This is a genomic window from Streptomyces sp. NPDC034085, assembly GCF_055575555.1.
Map to the genome: position 1 here is coordinate 256,156 of NZ_JBVISL010000001.1, position 16,124 is coordinate 272,279.

A 16,124-nucleotide genomic window follows, 5' to 3' on the forward strand; every position below is an offset into this window, starting at 1 on the left:
TGCTAGAGGGCGCCCTTCGTGGAGGGCAGGATCCCTGCGGCGCGCGGGTCGAACTCGGCGGCGTAGCGCAGGGCCCGGGCGAGGGCCTTGAACTGGCACTCCACGATGTGGTGGGCGTTGCGGCCGTACGGGACGTGGATGTGCAGGGCGATCTGGGCCTGCGCGACGAAGGACTCGAAGATGTGCCGGGTCATCGTCGTGTCGTACTCGCCGATCATCGGCGCCATGTTCTCGGGCTCGGTGTGCACGAGGTAGGGGCGGCCGGAGAGGTCGACGGTCACCTGGGCGAGGGACTCGTCCAGCGGGACGGTGCAGTTGCCGAAGCGGTAGATGCCCACCTTGTCGCCGAGGGCCTGCCTGAAGGCGGCGCCGAGCGCGAGGGCGGTGTCCTCGATGGTGTGGTGGCTGTCGATGTGCAGGTCGCCGTCCGTCTTGACCGTGAGGTCGAAGAGGCCGTGGCGGCCGAGCTGGTCGAGCATGTGGTCGTAGAAGCCCACACCCGTCGACACGTCGACCTTGCCGGTGCCGTCGAGGTTTATCTCGACCAGGACCGAGGTCTCCTTCGTGGTGCGCTCGACCCGTCCGATGCGGCTCATGCCTGCTGCTCCTTCTTCAGTGCGCGAACCGCTTCCAGGAACGCGTCGTTCTCGGCCGGGGTGCCCGCGGTGACCCGCAGCCGGCCCGGTACGCCGTTGTCCCGGACCAGGACGCCCTGGTCGAGGATCTTCTGCCAGGCGGTGTGGGAGTCCTCGAACTTCCCGAACTGGATGAAGTTCGCGTCGGACTCGGTGACCTCGTAGCCGAGGGCCCGCAGCTCGCTGACGAGGCGGTCCCGCTCGGCCTTGAGCTGCTCGACGTAGCCGAGCAGGGTGTCGGTGTGCTCCAGGGCGGCCAGCGCGGTCGCCTGGGTGACGGCGGACAGGTGGTACGGCAGGCGTACGAGCTGCACGGCGTCGACCACGGCCGGGTGCGCGGCGAGGTAGCCCAGGCGCAGGCCCGCGGCGCCGAAGGCCTTGGACATGGTCCGGGAGACCACCAGGTGGGGGCGGCCCTCGATCAGCGGGAGGAGGGAGTCGCGGTGGGAGAACTCCACGTACGCCTCGTCCACGACGACCAGCGACGGCTTGGCGGCCTGCGCGGCGTCGTAGAGGGCGAGGACCGTCTCCGCCCCGACCGCCGTACCCGTGGGGTTGTTCGGCGAGGTGATGAAGACGACGTCGGGGGCGTTCTCGGCGATCGCCTGCTCGGCGGCCTCCACGTCGATGGTGAAGTCCTCGCGGCGGGGGCCGGAGATCCAGCCGGTGCCGGTGCCGCGCGCGATGAGCGCGTGCATCGAGTACGAGGGCTCGAAGCCGATCGCCGTGCGCCCCGGGCCGCCGAAGGTCTGGAGCAGCTGCTGGAGGACCTCGTTGGAGCCGTTGGCGGCCCAGACGTTCTCCATGGCGACCGGGTGCTTGCCCGTCCGCGTGAGGTAGGCGGCCAGCTGGGTGCGCAGCTCGACCGCGTCCCGGTCGGGGTAGCGGTTGAGGGTGCGGGCGGCCTCGGCGACGCGCTCGGCGATGCGCCGGACGAGCGGCTCGGGCAGCTCGTACGGGTTCTCGTTGGTGTTCAGCTGGACGGGCACGTCGAGCTGCGGTGCGCCGTACGGGGTCTTGCCGCGCAGCTCGTCGCGGATGGGCAGGTCGTCGATCCCGAGGGCGCTCACTGTCCGGGGACCTTCCATCCGAAGCGCGCCTTGAGGGCGGCGCCGTGCGCGGGCAGGTCCTCGGCCTCGGCCAGCGTCACCACGTGGTGGGTGACCTCGGCGAGGGCGTCGCGCGTGTAGTCGACGATGTGGATGCCGCGCAGGAAGGACTGCACGGACAGGCCCGAGGAGTGGCAGGCGCAGCCGCCGGTGGGCAGGACGTGGTTCGACCCGGCGCAGTAGTCGCCGAGGGAGACCGGCGCCCAGGGGCCGACGAAGATCGCGCCGGCGTTGCGGACCCGGGCGGCCCAGGCGGCGGCGTCGGCGGTCTGGATCTCCAGGTGCTCGGCGCCGTACGCGTCGACGACCTTGAGGCCGTCCTCCAGGCTGTCGACCAGGACGATCGCGGACTGCTTGCCGGCGAGGGCGGGCTTGATCCGGTCCTCGACGTGCTTGGTCGCGGCGACCTGCGGCTCCAGCTCCTTCTCGACGGCGGCCGCGAGCTCCGCGGAGTCCGTGACGAGGACGGCCGCGGCCAGCGGGTCGTGCTCGGCCTGGCTGATCAGGTCGGCGGCGACGTGCACCGGGTCGGCCGTGGCGTCCGCGAGGACCGCGATCTCGGTGGGGCCGGCCTCGGTGTCGATGCCGATCCTGCCGGTGAAGTAGCGCTTGGCGGCGGCGACCCAGATGTTGCCGGGGCCGGTCACCATGTTGACCGGCGGGCACCCGTCGGGTCCCGAGGTCCCGTACGCGAACATCGCGACGGCCACGGCGCCGCCGGCCGCGTACACCTCGTCCACGCCGAGCAGCGCGCACGCCGCCAGGATGGTCGGGTGCGGCAGCCCGCCGAACTCCTTCTGCGGCGGGGACGCCAGCGCGATGGACTCGACGCCCGCCTCCTGCGCCGGGACGACGTTCATGACGACGGAGGACGGGTACACCGAGCGGCCGCCCGGGGCGTACAGCCCCACGCGCCCGACCGGAACCCACTTCTCGGTCACGGTGCCGCCGGGGACCACCTGGGTGGTGTGCTCGCTGCGGCGCTGGTTGCGGTGCACGATCCGGGCGCGCCGGATGGACTCCTCCAGGGCGGCGCGGACGGCCGGGTCCAGCTGGTCGAGGGCGGCCTTCAGGGCCTCCGCGGGCACCCGGACCTGCGTGAGCTCGACGCCGTCGAACTTCTGCGCGTACTCGATCAGCGCCGCCGTGCCACGATGATGGACGTCCTCGCAGATGGGCCGCACCTTCTCCAGGGCGGCTTCCACGTCGAACTCGGCACGGGGCAGCAGGTCGCGCAGGGCGCCGCCCTCGGGGAGGGCGTCACCGCGCAGGTCGATACGAGAGATCACGCCCCAATTCTCTCAGACCGCCTCCCACCGCCGTCCGCCCGTATCACTGGCTGATACACGCCCCGGCTGTCACCGCCGCCCCTTAGCGTTCTCGTACACGTGGATGACAGCGGGGGGCTGCCATGACCGAAGCGGGCGACGACGGACGGCCGGACGGCCTCACCGATGCCGAGCAGCAGATGTGGGAGACCTTCCGGGCGGGCACCGTCTGCGATCTGGGCGCCCGCACCGCCGGCCTGGACGATCCGCACAACGGCCCGGTCTGGGGCCCGGAGCGGCGGGTCCGCGCGGAGGTCGTGGCCCGCCTCCTGCTGGCCGGCCCCGCACCGGTCCCCGGCCGGGTCGGCTGCCTGAAGCTGCGCGGCGCGCAGATCACCGGGCGGCTGGATCTGTCCGGCGGCACGGTCGCCCCGTACGTGGAGATCCGCTCGTGCCGCTTCGACGACGAGATCCAGGTGTCCGAGACCCGCTTCGGCACGCTGCGGCTGGACAACTGCGCGATACCCCGGCTGGAGGGGGCCCGGCTGCACACCGAGGGGGACCTGCACCTGGCGCGCTGCCGGGTGGCGCGCGGGATCCGGCTGACCGACGCGCAGATCGGCACCGATCTGCTGATCAGCCAGGCCGTGGTGCAGCGCGACGGCGGGGGCCGGGCCATCGCCGCCGACGGGATGGCCGTCGCGCAGGACCTCCAGGCCGACCTGCTGGAGACGCACGGCGAGGTGAGCCTGCGCGGGGTGAAGGTGGGCGCCTCGATGAGCCTGCGCGGTGCGCGGCTGGGCAACCGCCACGGCCGGCGCGCCCTGAACGCCCCGACCCTGACCGTCGAGCGGACCCTGTACCTGACCTCCGCCGGCCTCCCCTTCCCGGCCGGCGACCCGGACCGCCCGTACGACTGGAGCCAGACCCCGACCGGCGGCGGGCCGGCGCAGCACTTCGAGTGCCGGGGCGGCCTGCGGCTGGACGACGGCCGCTTCGGCGACTCGGTCGACTTCTACGGCGCCCGCTTCGACCTGGCCCCGGACCAGGAGGTGTCGCTGCGGCGGGTGCAGACGCCCGAGCTGCGCTTCGTCGGCGACGCCCCGGAGCGGGGCCGGGTGGTGGTCTCCGGCGCGAAGGTCGTCAAGCTCGTCGACCGGTCCACGAGCTGGCCGGGCCGCGGCCAGGTGTCCATGGAGGGCTTCGTCTACCAGGAGCTCGCACCCCGCGGCCACTTCCCGCTCTCCCGCCGCCTGGAGTGGCTGGAGGCGGCCACCCCCGAGTACTCGCCGGAGCCGTACGAGCGGCTCGCCGCCGTGCTCCGCGACGGCGGGGAGGACGTGGGCGCGCGCGAGGTGCTCGTGGCCAAGCAGCGCCGCCGCCGGGACACGCTGTCACCGGCGGCGAAGGCCTGGGGGTACCTCCAGGACTGGACGGTGGTCTACGGCTACCGGCCGGGCCGGGCGGCGCTGTGGATGGCGGTGCTGTGGGCGGCGGGGACCCTGCTGTTCCTGCGGCACGAGCCGGCGCCCCTCAAGGCGGACGAGCACCCGCACTGGGACGCCGCCCTGTACGCGCTCGACCTCCTGCTCCCGGTGATCGATCTCGGTCAGCAGGGCCAGTGGAAGCCCGAGGGCGGCTGGCAGTGGGGGGCGACGGTGCTGGTGCTGCTGGGCTGGATCCTGGCCACGACGGTGGCGGCGGGCGCGTCACGGCTGCTGAGGCGGGGGTGACGGGCCGGGCCGTCCGGCCACTACCCTGTGCCTCGTGACCACCGTTCGCCTTCCCCTCTTCCCGCTGAACTCGGTGCTGTTCCCGGGCCTCGTGCTGCCGCTGAACGTCTTCGAGGAGCGGTATCGCGCCATGATGCGCGAGCTGCTGAAGACCGGGGAGGACGAGCCGCGCCGGTTCGCGGTCGTCGCGATCCGCGACGGCCGGGAGGTCGCGCCGACCGCGCCCGGACTGCCCGACCAGACGGCCCTGCCCGAGCGGGGCCCGGCGGCGGGCTTCGGCGCCGACCCTATCCAGGCGTTCCACCGGGTGGGCTGCATCGCGGACGCGGCGACGATCCGGGAGCGCGAGGACGGCAGCTTCGAGGTGCTGGCCACCGGCACGACCCGGGTGCGGCTGCTCTCGGTCGACGCGTCGGGGCCGTTCCTCGTCGCCGAGCTGGAGGAGCTCGCGGAGGACGCGGGCGAGGGCGCGGGCGCGCTGTCCGAAGGGGTCCTGCGGGCCTTCCGCAGCTACCAGAAGCGGCTGGCCGGGGCCCGGGAGCGGTCCCTGACCTCGACGCCGGACCTGCCGGACGAGCCGTCGGTGGTCTCGTACCTGGTGGCGGCCGCCGCGGTGCTGGACACCCCGTCCAAGCAGCGCCTGCTGCAGGCCCCGGACACCGCCACCCGGCTCGCGGAGGAGCTGAAGCTGCTGCGCGCCGAGACGGCCGTGATCCGCCACCTGCCGTCCCTGCCGGCGGTGGACCTGACCCGCGCCCCGACCAGCCCGAACTGAGGCCATGGCGAAGAAGAAGCAACAGCAGCAGCAGTCGGCCGGCACTCCCGCCATCACCGCCCTCACCGCCTCGGGCGTCGACTTCACCACCCACTCCTACGCACACGACCCCGCGCACCCCTCGTACGGCGAGGAGGCGGCCGAGGCCCTCGGCGTGTCGCCGGACCAGGTGTTCAAGACGCTGGTCGCGGACGTGGACGGGGCCCTGACGGTGGCGGTCGTGCCGGTCTCGGGCTCACTGGACCTCAAGGCCCTGGCGGCCGCGGTGGGCGGGAAGCGGGCGGCGATGGCCGACCCGGCGCTGGCGGAGCGGACCACGGGCTACGTGCGGGGCGGGATCTCCCCGCTGGGGCAGCGCAAGCGGCTGCGTACGGTCCTGGACGCGTCGGCCTCGGCGCACACCACGATCTGCGTCTCGGCGGGCCGCCGGGGGCTGGAGGTCGAACTGGCCCCGGCCGCCCTGACCGCGCTCACGCACGCCACCGTCGCGCCGATCGCCCGCCCGTAGGCCGCCCACGCGGCGCCGCACCGGGGAGGCCGGCCACGGCCGAGCCGTGCGGGCGGGGCGTCAGGAGGAGTGCACGTGGGGCGGGGGGTACGCGCCCTCCCACGGCAGCGGCGGCTCCGGGTCGCGCGGCCCCCACAGGGCCGTCAGGCCCAGGTGGACCGCGACGGCCGCCATCGGCCACACCAGCAGCGCCCCGTGCGCGAGCAGCTGCAGCGGCGCGTCGAAGGGGACCCCCTTGCCCGCGTGCGCGGCGGCGGCCACCACATCGGTGCCCGGCCCGAGCCACAGCCCCAGCCGCCAGCCCACCAGCGCGGCGAAGCACGACCCGAGGGCCAGCCCGATCACCAGCGGGACGCCCCCGCGCCGGCGCCACAGGAACACCCCGGCCGCGCTGAGCGCGCCGAGCCCCAGCGCCAGCAGGAAGAACGTGCCGTCGGCGCCGATCCGGCCCTCGCTCTCGGTGTTGCGCAGGAAGACGGCCTCACCGTTGGAGACGTACTGGACGCGCGGCGCGAGCCACGCCCACAGCAGTCCGAGCAGCACCCCGGACACGCCCACCACCAGGGCGACGGCGGCCGCGTCGCGGACGTCCGCCGGGGTGACGGCGGCCTCCGCCTCGGGGAGCGGGGACACGGTCGGCGGCTGCGGGGTCACGGCTTCGGTCACCCCCACATCGTGCCAGGTACGACCGGCGGCGGTGTCAGCGGACCGCCGCCCGCCGGTACGCCCAGGTGGCGACGGCCAGCGACAGCACTCCGACGGCCCCGCACACGCCCAGGTCGAGGACGACCGCCGCCCAGTCGGGGTGCGGGGCGAAGGTCTCCGCGAAGGCCTCGACCCCGTACGTGGACGGCAGCAGGTCCCGCGCCCACACGATGACGTCCGGCATCCGCTCCGCCGGCAGCACGCCCAGCAGCAGCGCCGCCGACATGCCCAGCTGCCCGGCCAGGGTGGCCAGCTCCTGGCGCGGCGCGAGCAGCCCCAGCGCGGCGCCCAGCCCGGCGAGGGCCGCCCCGGCCAGCGGCACGACGGCGGCGAGGATCCACAGGCCGCCCATCGGCAGCCCGAACAGCACGCACCCGAAGACGGCCGTGACCAGCGTCCCCGGCAGCGTGAAGGAGGCGTACGCGGCGGCCGCGCCCAGCACCACCGAGGCCGGCGGCACCGGCAGGGTGGCGTAGTGGTCGAGGCCGCCGCCGGCCCGCAGCTGGCCGAAGTACTGCGCGAGCAGGTTCAGCGCGACGAAGGCGACGACCAGGACGGACGAGCCGGCGACGACGGCCCGGGCCTCGGAGCCGCCGTCCACCACGCCGCGCATCAGGACCATGATCCCGACGGACTGGAAGGTGGCCACGAACAGCAGCGGTATCCGGGCGACGCGCGCCCGGGACAGCTGGGCCCGGTAGACGGCGGCGAGCGCCGGGAACAGCCGCGCCCTGGGAGCCAGGACGCCTACAGCGGTGGTCACGACTTGACCAGACCCTTCATACGGCCGCCGAGCGCGAGGTACACGTCCTCCAGGCTCGGCGTGGCCAACGTGAAATCGTCGAGGGCGGCGAAGGCCGGCCCGCCGGTCACCGCGGCGACGGCGGCGCGGGCCTGGTCCTGTCCCAGCCGCAGCGTCCAGCGGCGGCCGGACTCGGCGGCCAGCGGGGCGAGCGCGGCGACCTCGGGCACCTCCAGCGGCGCGGCGGTGCGCCAGACCAGCTCGAGGCGGACCTCGTCGGAGACGGCGGCCTTGAGCCCGGCCGGGGTGTCGCAGGCGATGATCCTGCCCTGGTCGACGACGGCGACCCGGTCGAGGACGGTCTCGGCCTCGATGACGTTGTGGGTGACGAGCACGACCGTGGCCCCGTGCCGCAGCCGCCGGCGGTCCACGGCCGCCCAGACGGCCCGGCGCGCCACCGGGTCCATGCCGGTCGTCGGCTCGTCGAGGACCAGCACCGGCCGCTCCCCCACGAGCGCCGTGGCGAAGCAGGCGAGCCGGCGCTGTCCGCCGGAGAGCTTCTTCAGGGGGCGCCCCGCGATGGCCGTCAGCCCGAGCTCCTCCAGTACGTCGTCCCGGGCGGCCCGCGCCTCGCGCACACCGAGCCCGCGCAGCCGGCCCGTGGTCTCGGCCGCCAGCGCGACGGTGAGTTCGTCGAGGGCGGTGGACTCCTGCCCGAGGTAGGCGAGCAGCCGCGAGGCCCGCTCGGGGTGGCGTACGAGGTCGTGGCCGAGCAGGGCCACCGAGCCGGAGTCGGGCCGCAGCAGCCCGGTGAGCTGGCGGACCAGGGTGGACTTGCCGGCGCCGTTGGGGCCGAGCAGGCCGAACACCTCGCCGCGCCGGACCTCCAGGGAGATCCCGTCGTTGGCCCGGGTCTCGGGCATGGCCGGGGCCCCGCGCCGGCCGCGTACGGCCGGGTAGGTCTTGACCAGGTCACGCACCGCGCAGACCACGTCCGAAGCGGCTGCGGCGGCCGCCGCCGGGGTTGGTCCTGCCTGCGCTGTGCCCGTACTCACGAGGGAGCAGCCTACGCGGCTTCCGGCCCTACTCGGCCGCCGGGGTCACCGGCGCCCCGGGGAGGGCGGCCGGCGGCCCGCCCACGTGCTCGGCGGCGGCACGGACGTCGATCTCCCGCCAGAAACCGGCGCGAATGGCGTAGCGGTCGTGCTCGTCGATCTGGTCGTCCTTGTGGGCGAGGAGCCCGAACCGGGCGGCGTAGCGCAGCAGCTCCCCGTCGATCCGGTGCGGGACGCGCGGGTACATGGTGGCCAGTTTCTGCAGGTGGGCGGCTTCGGGGAGGCGTTCCATCCAGCGCCGGGCGAAGACCTGGCCGACCTCGAAGGGGTCGCCGCCGACGGTGGTGATGTCCTCCTCGCGGTCGGCCCAGCGCTGCTCGGCGCTGGTGAGCTGGGCGAGGGTGGGCAGGGAGGCGGTCTCGGCCGGTTCGCCGAGCGGTCCGGCGCGGTCGATCCAGCCCTTGTCGGAGGACCAGCGCAGGGCGCTGCCGGCCGGGCTCGCGGCGCCCTGGCCGGCCGGTGCGGCGGCGGGGGCCTGGGCGGGTGCGCGCAGCGCGGCGAGGTCCTTCGGGGTCGGGACGGGCTTGGCCCCTTCGTTGGCGGGCGCCGGTACGGGTGCTCCGTTCGGGCGGGTCCCGGGGGTGGCCGGGGTGCCGTTGCGGGCGGCCTCGGCGAGGGCCGCCTCGGGCAGGGGGGCGGAGAGGATCGCGGCGATCTCGGGGCGCGGGGCGGGCGGCGGGGCGCAGAGGCCGGCGAGGTCGCGGGCGCGGACGGCCCGGGTGATCCAGGCGCGGTCGAGCACGCGGCGTTCGTCGGCCTCGGCGACGAGGTCCTCGGACTGGTTGTAGTCGCCGTCGGCGGCCTGTACGGCCCACAGGTGGACGGCGACCCCGTGTTCCTTCGCGGACATGAGGCCGGGCAGCAGGTCGCCGTCGCCGGTGACGAGGACCACGTCGGAGCAGGCCCGGTTGCGGGCGAGTTCGGTGAGTTCGGCGTGCATGGCGGCGTCCACGCCCTTCTGCGCCCAGCGTCCGTCGCTGCGGGTCAGGGCGCCGAGCCGGACGGTCACGCGGGACATGACGCGCAGCCGCCGGTGCTCGGGCTGGGGCACCCGGTCGGGGGCGCCGTCGAACCAGTAGATCCGCAGCAGGGGCTGCTGCGTGTCGGCCTCGGCGCGCTCGCGCAGGCCCTGGATCAGGGCGGAGTGGTCGACGGTGATGCGGGAGCGGGAGGGTTCCCCGGCGAGGAGGCTCGCGGCGGCGCCCAGCAGGTATCCGGCGTCCACCAGGACGACGCAGCGGTCCACGCGTTCCACCCTCTTCCGTGGGGGTCCTCGACAGGTTTTCCCCGAGTCTGCCCGACCGCAAGGGTGTTGACGGCCGGAACTCGATCATCGGCGTGGCGTATCTCCCGGGGGGCGGTGGAAGGAGCGGCCGCCACCCGAAGTAATGATCCAAAATGCGTGGTTTGAGGGGGTGTGTGAGTGTGAAGGCGGCCCTGGCCCCTACTACCCCCACGGAGGCATCCCATGGCCAAGAACAAGAACCAGAAGCAGCCGTCGAAGCAGCAGGAACGTTCCTCCGCCCAGGAGCGGAGTTCGACGCAGGCCTCGCCCGAAGAGCGCTCCTCGCAGTCGCCGAGCCCGCTGGACATGGCCCACAAGAGCAAGCAGAAGCGCTTCGGCCACAACTGACCCCCGCGGGGCGACGGGAGGGCCCGTCCGGCAGCGTCGCCGGACGGGCCCTCCCGTACGCGCGTGCGCGCCCCGTACTGCTAGCCGGCCAGGCAGGAGGGGCCGAGCAGCACCTTGAGGTCGCCGAAGAGGGCGGGGTCGGGCTGGACCCGGTGCCGGTCGAGGCGCAGCACGGTGGTGGTGCGCGGCCCCTGGAGCTTGATCCGCACCTCGGTGTTGCCCTTGTGGTGGCGCAGGATCTCGCCCAGACGGGTCACCATCGGCGGGGTGACCTTGACGGTGGGGATGGTGAGGACCACGGGGGCGTTGGTGCCGGCCGAGGAGAGGTCGGGGACCATCATCTCCATCGCGACCAGCCGGGGCACGTCCTCGCGCTTGTCGAGGCGGCCCTTGACGAAGACGACGGTGTCCTCGACCAGCTGGGTGGAGACGAGCTGGTAGGTCGCGGGGAAGAACATGCACTCGATGGAGCCGGCGAGGTCCTCGACGGTGGCGATCGCCCAGGCGTTGCCCTGCTTGGTCATCTTGCGCTGGAGGCCGGAGATGATGCCGCCGATGGTGACGACGGCGCCGTCGGAGTGCTCGCCGCCCGTCAGCTGGGAGATGCCGGCGTCCGTCTTGTCGGACAGGACGTGCTCCAGGCCGAAGAGGGGGTGGTCGGAGACGTAGAGGCCGAGCATCTCGCGCTCCTGGGCGAGCAGGTAGGACTTCTCCCACTCGACGTCGGAGAACTCCACGTCGAGGCCGAAGCCGGGCTCGTCGCCGCCGTCCTCGTCACCCATTCCGCCGAAGAGGTCGAACTGTCCTTCGGCCTCCTTGCGCTTGACCGCGACCACGTTGTCGATCATCGACTCGTGGTGGGCGACCAGGCCCTTGCGGGTGTGGCCCATCTCGTCGTAGGCGCCGGCCTTGATCAGCGACTCGATGGTGCGCTTGTTGCAGACCACGGCCTCGACCTTGTCCAGGAAGTCGGGGAAGGAGGAGTACTTCCCCTTGGCCTTCCTGGTCTTGATGATCGAGTCGACGACGTTCTGGCCGACGTTGCGGACGGCGGTCAGGCCGAAGAGGATCACGTCGTCACCCTGGGCGGCGAAGTTGGACTCCGACTCGTTCACGTTCGGCGGGAGCACCTTGATGCCCATGCGCCGGCACTCGTTGAGGTAGATCGCGGACTTGTCCTTGTCGTCCTTGACCGAGGTGAGCAGGCCGGCCATGTACTCGGCCGGGTAGTTCGCCTTGAGGTAGGCGGTCCAGTAGGAGACGAGTCCGTACGCGGCCGAGTGGGCCTTGTTGAAGGCGTAGCCGGCGAAGGGGACCAGGACGTCCCAGAGCTTCTGGATGGCCTCGTCGGAGTAGCCGTTCTTCCGGGCGCCCTCCTGGAAGATCGTGAAGTTCTTGGCCAGCTCCTCGGGCTTCTTCTTGCCCATGACGCGGCGCAGGATGTCGGCCTCGCCGAGCGAGTAGCCGGCGATGATCTGCGCGGCCTTCTGCACCTGCTCCTGGTAGACGATCAGGCCGTAGGTGACGTCCAGGACCTCCCGGAGCGGCTCTTCCAGCTCCGGGTGGATCGGGGTGATCTCCTGCTGCTTGTTCTTGCGCAGCGCGTAGTTCGTGTGGGAGTTCATGCCCATCGGGCCCGGGCGGTACAGGGCCGACACGGCGGAGATGTCTTCGAAGTTGTCGGGCTTCATCAGGCGCAGCAGGGAGCGCATGGGCCCGCCGTCGAACTGGAAGACGCCGAGGGTGTCGCCGCGGCCGAGCAGCTCGAAGGTCTTGGGGTCGTCGAGCGGGAGGCTGAGGAGATCGATGTCGATCCCCTTGTTGGCCTTCACCATCTTGACGGCGTCGTCCATGATCGTGAGGTTGCGCAGGCCGAGGAAGTCCATCTTCAGCAGGCCGAGCGACTCGCAGCTCGGGTAGTCCCACTGGGTGATGGTGACGCCGTCGGTGTGCCGCACCCAGACGGGTACGTGGTCGGTGATCGTCTCGCTGGACATGATCACGCCGGCGGCGTGCACGCCCATCTGGCGAACCAGGCCCTCGACGCCGCGGGCGGTGTCGATGACCTTCTTGACGTCCGGCTCGTTCTCGTACATCGAGCGGATCTCGCCGGCCTCGCTGTAGCGGGGGTGCGAGGGGTCGAGGATGCCGGAGAGCGGGATGCCCTTGCCGAGGACGTCGGCGGGCATGGCCTTGGTGAGCCGGTCGCCCATGGCGTAGGGGTAGCCGAGGACGCGCGCGGAGTCCTTGATCGCGTTCTTGGCCTTGATGGTGCCGTACGTACCGATCATGGCGACCTTGTCGGCGCCGTACTTCTCGGTCACGTACCGGATCACCTCGACGCGCCTGCGCTCGTCGAAGTCGATGTCGACATCGGGCATGGAGACGCGCTCGGGGTTCAGGAACCGCTCGAAGATCAGGCCGTGCGGGATCGGGTCGAGGTCGGTGATGCCCATGGCGTAGGCGACGATCGAGCCGGCCGCGGAGCCTCGGCCGGGGCCCACCGCGATGCCCTGCTTCTTCGCCCACATGATGAAGTCGGCGACGACGAGGAAGTAGCCCGGGAAGCCCATCGAGATGATCGTGTCCATCTCGTACTCGACCTGCTTCATCCGGTCCTCGGGGATGCCCCCGGGGAAGCGGCGGTGCATGCCGCGCATGGTCTCCTCGCGGAACCACGTGACCTCGGTGTAGCCGTCCGGGATGTCGAACTTCGGCATGAGGTTGCGGAACTTGAACATGCCCTCGGTGTCGACCTGGTCCGCGACCAGCTTCGTGTTGGCGCAGCCCTCCTGCCAGGCGTCCGAGGAGTCGATGGCGTACATCTCCTCGGTCGACTTCAGGTAGTAGCCGGTGCCGTCGAAGCGGAAGCGGTCCGGGTCCGAGAGGTTCTTGCCGGTCTGGATGCACAGCAGGGCGTCGTGGGCCCCGGCCTCGTGCGCGTAGGTGTAGTGCGAGTCGTTCGTGACCAGCGGCGGGATGCCGAGCTTCTTGCCGATCTCCAGGAGGCCGTCGCGGACCCGGCGCTCGATCTCGATGCCGTGGTCCATCAGCTCCAGGAAGTAGCGGTCCTTGCCGAAAATGTCCTGGTACTCGGAGGCCGACTTCAGGGCCTCGTCGAACTGGCCGAGGCGCAGGCGCGTCTGGAGCTCGCCGGAGGGACAGCCGGTGGAGGCGATGAGGCCCTCCGACCACTTGCTGATGGTCTCCTTGTCCATGCGCGGCCACTTCGTGAGCCAGCCCTCGGCGTACGCGTCGGAGGACAGCCGGAAGAGGTTGTGCAGGCCGGTGGCGTTCGCCGCCCAGATCGTCTTGTGGGTGTAGCCGCCGGAGCCGGAGACGTCGTCCCGCTTCTGGTGGGGCTGGCCCCACTGGATGCGCCGCTTGTTGCGCCGGGACTCGGGGGCGACGTACGCCTCGATCCCGATGATCGGGGTGATCCCGGCCTTCTTGGCGGAATGGAAGAAATCGTACGCCCCGTGCAGGTTGCCGTGGTCGGACATGGCGATATGCGTCATGCCCATCTCATTGCAGGCAGCGAACATGTCCTTCAGCCGCGCGGCACCGTCCAGCAGCGAGTACTGGGTGTGGACGTGCAGGTGCGTGAACGGCGTCTTGGACACGGTGGGGGCCTCCTGAGGAGAGAGGGGCGGCAGCTACGAATCCTACGTCCCGCGAGTGACACTCCGCGGGCACCGACCGGTACGGTCGACCGTTGCAGAACCAGGAAGACCGGTCCGGCGTCCAGTCGGTCAGTAGCCGTACCACCCCTTGCACCAGGAGGCATCCGCCATGGCGGTCACCGAGACCACCGACGAGCAGCGCGCCGAGCAGATACTCGATGTGTTCGACACCGCATTCGGCCGGCTGCTCGCAGCCGACCCCGCTGCCTTCCAGGTCAAGTTCCGGAAGATGGCGGCTTCGGCCTTCGCCTTCTACCGGGGTACGGCCTGCCTCTTCTACGCCGACCTGGAGCACGACCGCCACGGCGGCCCCTACCTGGACGAGCGCACCGGCCGGGTGTGGATCCACGGCGACCTGCACGCCGAGAACTTCGGCACCTACATGGACGCCAACGGCCGGCTCGTGTTCAACGTGAACGACTTCGACGAGGCCTACGTCGGCCCCTTCACCTGGGACCTCAAGCGCTTCGCCGCCTCCGTCGCCCTGATCGGCTACACCAAGGCGCTCAGCGACGAGCAGATCAGCACGCTCGTACGGACCTACGCGGCCGCCTACCGGGAGCGCATCCACCAGCTCGCGGCGGGCGCCAAGGACGAGGAGGTGCCCTCCTTCACCCTGGACACCGCCGACGGCGCCCTCCTGGGCGCCCTGCGCGCGGCCCGCTCGCGCACCCGCTTCTCCCTGCTGGACTCGATGACGGAGATCCGCGACCACGAGCGCCGCTTCACCTCGGACGGCGGGGCGATCGAGCTGGACGCGGCCACCCGGTACAAGGTGCTGGCCGCCTTCGACGGGTACCTGGAGACCCTGCCGGAGGAGTCCCTGGTCCGCCCTGACTCCTACCGCGTCAAGGACGTGGTGGGCCGCCGGGGCGTGGGCATCGGCTCGGCGGGCCTGCCCTCGTACAACATCCTGCTGGAGGGGCACAGCGACGCCCTGGAGAACGACGTCGTGATCTACCTCAAGCAGGCGCAGACCCCGGCCGTGTCCCGGCACATCACCGACCGGGCGGTACGGGAGTACTTCCAGCACGAGGGCCACCGGACGGTGATCTCCCAGCGCGCCCTCCAGGCGCACGCCGACCCGTGGCTGGGCTGGACGGAGCTGGACGGCACCGGGCAGCTGGTCGCGGAGGTCTCCCCGTACGCGGTGGACCTGGACTGGTCGGACCTGGACGACCCGCAGGAGATCGCGGCGGTGGTCGCGGACCTGGGCCGCGCCACGGCCACCATGCACGCCTCGGCCGACGAGGCGGAGAGCGGGCAGTCCCTGGTGCCCTTCTCCACGGAGCGGGCCATCGACGCGGTGATCGCCGCGGACGAGGCGGGCTTCCCCGAGCTGCTGGTCGACTTCGCCCACGCCTACGGGGCCCGGGCCCGCGCCGACCACCAGATCTTCGTGGACCTCTTCCGCAACGGCCGGATCACGGCGTAGGCCCCGGGGCGGAGGGGTGGCGGGTGCCGGGCCCGGCACCCGGGCCCCTCTCCCACAGGAAGTCATGGCAAACTCGCGACGATGGACATATCAGGGGTGAGGATCCGGGGGCTGCGGGCCGCGCTGTTCAGCGCGCTCGTGGTGGTGCTCTCGGCCGGCTCCCACGTGCTCATGTCCCGGGTCCCGCTGCCGCCCGCCCTGGTCGCCGGGGCCTTCGCGGGGGTCTTCCTGATCGCCTTCGCGCTGGCCGGCCGCCGCGAGCGCGGCTTCGGCCCGATCGCCGGGCTGCTGGTGCCGCTGGAGCTGGCGGCCGACACCGTCTTCACCGCCGGGCAGCGCGTCTGCTACGGCCCGGCGGGCGGGCCGGTCTCCGGGCCGCTGCACGCGATGGGCCTGGACGAGCTGTGCGGCGGGGCCCCGCTGGGCGGCCGGCTGACCGAGGTGGCCGGGCCCTCCGGGGATCCGGCGGCGCTGCTGGCCGCGCCCGGGCCGTGGACGCCCTGGCTGCTGCTGGGCGCGCACGTCGCCGTCGGGCTGACGGCCGCCGCGTGGCTGCGGCACGGCGAGCGGGCCCTGGTCCGGCTGCTGCGGGCGGTGGCCGCCTTCGCGTTCCGGCCGCTGCGGCTGGCGGCGGCCCCGGCCGGGGCCGTACCCGCGCGGGCCGGGCGGACGTCGCGGCCGGCGTTCCCCGGGGCGGTGGCCCGTACCCGCTTCCCCGCGCACTCCGTGGGCCGGCGGGGGCCTCCCGTACGTGTGGTGCTCGCGAGCGCCTGAGCACGTACG

Annotated in this window: 14 protein-coding genes; 6 read left to right on the top strand and 8 right to left on the bottom strand. The window is 72.6% G+C overall.

Annotated elements, in window-relative coordinates; all coding sequences use genetic code 11:
* Window positions 1-2: 2 nt before the first annotated feature.
* Genes hisB through hisD form a run of 3 tightly spaced genes read right to left on the bottom strand, consistent with a single transcriptional unit; the run spans window position 3 to window position 3,033 of the window.
* Window positions 3-596, bottom strand: a complete 594-nt coding sequence (hisB, locus tag ACZ501_RS01240) for an imidazoleglycerol-phosphate dehydratase HisB (protein WP_048480319.1) — start codon at window positions 594-596, stop codon at window positions 3-5.
* Window positions 593-1,705: a histidinol-phosphate transaminase gene (locus tag ACZ501_RS01245; protein ID WP_362463562.1), complete on the bottom strand. Its 1,113-nt coding sequence runs from the start codon at window positions 1,703-1,705 to the stop codon at window positions 593-595. The genes hisB and ACZ501_RS01245 overlap by 4 nt, the downstream gene beginning before the upstream one ends.
* Window positions 1,702-3,033: a histidinol dehydrogenase gene (gene hisD, locus ACZ501_RS01250; protein WP_361600122.1), complete on the bottom strand. Its 1,332-nt coding sequence runs from the start codon at window positions 3,031-3,033 to the stop codon at window positions 1,702-1,704. Before hisD ends, ACZ501_RS01245 begins: the two co-directional genes overlap by 4 nt.
* Window positions 3,034-3,155: 122 nt before the next feature.
* On the opposite strand from hisD, the gene ACZ501_RS01255 reads away from it, so the two are divergent.
* Genes ACZ501_RS01255 through ybaK form a run of 3 tightly spaced genes read left to right on the top strand, consistent with a single transcriptional unit; the run spans window position 3,156 to window position 6,028 of the window.
* Window positions 3,156-4,745, top strand: coding sequence for an oxidoreductase (locus ACZ501_RS01255; RefSeq protein WP_468791603.1), 1,590 nt, complete (start codon window positions 3,156-3,158; stop codon window positions 4,743-4,745).
* A gap of 34 nt (window positions 4,746-4,779) precedes the next feature.
* Complete coding sequence (locus ACZ501_RS01260; protein WP_361600128.1) at window positions 4,780-5,520, top strand: LON peptidase substrate-binding domain-containing protein; 741 nt, start codon at window positions 4,780-4,782, stop codon at window positions 5,518-5,520.
* A 4-nt stretch (window positions 5,521-5,524) separates the two neighbouring features.
* Window positions 5,525-6,028: a Cys-tRNA(Pro) deacylase gene (gene ybaK / locus ACZ501_RS01265; RefSeq protein WP_468791606.1), complete on the top strand. Its 504-nt coding sequence runs from the start codon at window positions 5,525-5,527 to the stop codon at window positions 6,026-6,028.
* Window positions 6,029-6,088: 60 nt separating this feature from the next.
* Here ybaK and ACZ501_RS01270 read toward each other — a convergent pair whose 3' ends face one another.
* From ACZ501_RS01270 to ACZ501_RS01285, 4 genes are read right to left on the bottom strand one after another with little or no spacing between them, the layout of a single operon-like run.
* Window positions 6,089-6,694, bottom strand: coding sequence for a hypothetical protein (locus tag ACZ501_RS01270; RefSeq protein ID WP_468791609.1), 606 nt, complete (start codon window positions 6,692-6,694; stop codon window positions 6,089-6,091).
* A gap of 34 nt (window positions 6,695-6,728) precedes the next feature.
* A complete protein-coding gene (locus tag ACZ501_RS01275) occupies window positions 6,729-7,496 on the bottom strand; it encodes an ABC transporter permease (RefSeq protein WP_361600134.1) in 768 nt (255 codons plus the stop codon).
* The gene (locus ACZ501_RS01280) at window positions 7,493-8,530 is read right to left on the bottom strand and encodes an ABC transporter ATP-binding protein (RefSeq protein ID WP_468791611.1); all 1,038 of its coding nucleotides are present in this window, start codon (window positions 8,528-8,530) and stop codon (window positions 7,493-7,495) included. The genes ACZ501_RS01275 and ACZ501_RS01280 overlap by 4 nt, the downstream gene beginning before the upstream one ends.
* Before the next feature lie 28 nt (window positions 8,531-8,558).
* Window positions 8,559-9,845: an NYN domain-containing protein gene (locus tag ACZ501_RS01285; protein ID WP_361600138.1), complete on the bottom strand. Its 1,287-nt coding sequence runs from the start codon at window positions 9,843-9,845 to the stop codon at window positions 8,559-8,561.
* Between the two features lie 213 nt (window positions 9,846-10,058).
* On the opposite strand from ACZ501_RS01285, the gene ACZ501_RS01290 reads away from it, so the two are divergent.
* Window positions 10,059-10,223: a hypothetical protein gene (locus ACZ501_RS01290; protein ID WP_361600141.1), complete on the top strand. Its 165-nt coding sequence runs from the start codon at window positions 10,059-10,061 to the stop codon at window positions 10,221-10,223.
* Between the two features lie 80 nt (window positions 10,224-10,303).
* Here the strand turns inward: ACZ501_RS01290 and dnaE are convergent, their stop codons facing one another.
* Window positions 10,304-13,846: a DNA polymerase III subunit alpha gene (dnaE, locus tag ACZ501_RS01295; RefSeq protein WP_468791614.1), complete on the bottom strand. Its 3,543-nt coding sequence runs from the start codon at window positions 13,844-13,846 to the stop codon at window positions 10,304-10,306.
* A gap of 169 nt (window positions 13,847-14,015) precedes the next feature.
* Between dnaE and ACZ501_RS01300 the strand changes: the two genes are divergently transcribed.
* Together ACZ501_RS01300 and ACZ501_RS01305 are read left to right on the top strand one after the other, a co-directional pair.
* A complete protein-coding gene (locus ACZ501_RS01300) occupies window positions 14,016-15,341 on the top strand; it encodes a DUF2252 domain-containing protein (RefSeq protein WP_361600147.1) in 1,326 nt (441 codons plus the stop codon).
* Window positions 15,342-15,422: 81 nt separating this feature from the next.
* On the top strand, window positions 15,423-16,115 hold the full coding sequence (locus ACZ501_RS01305; protein ID WP_468791617.1) for a hypothetical protein: 693 nt from the start codon (window positions 15,423-15,425) through the stop codon (window positions 16,113-16,115).
* Window positions 16,116-16,124 lie beyond the last annotated feature (9 nt).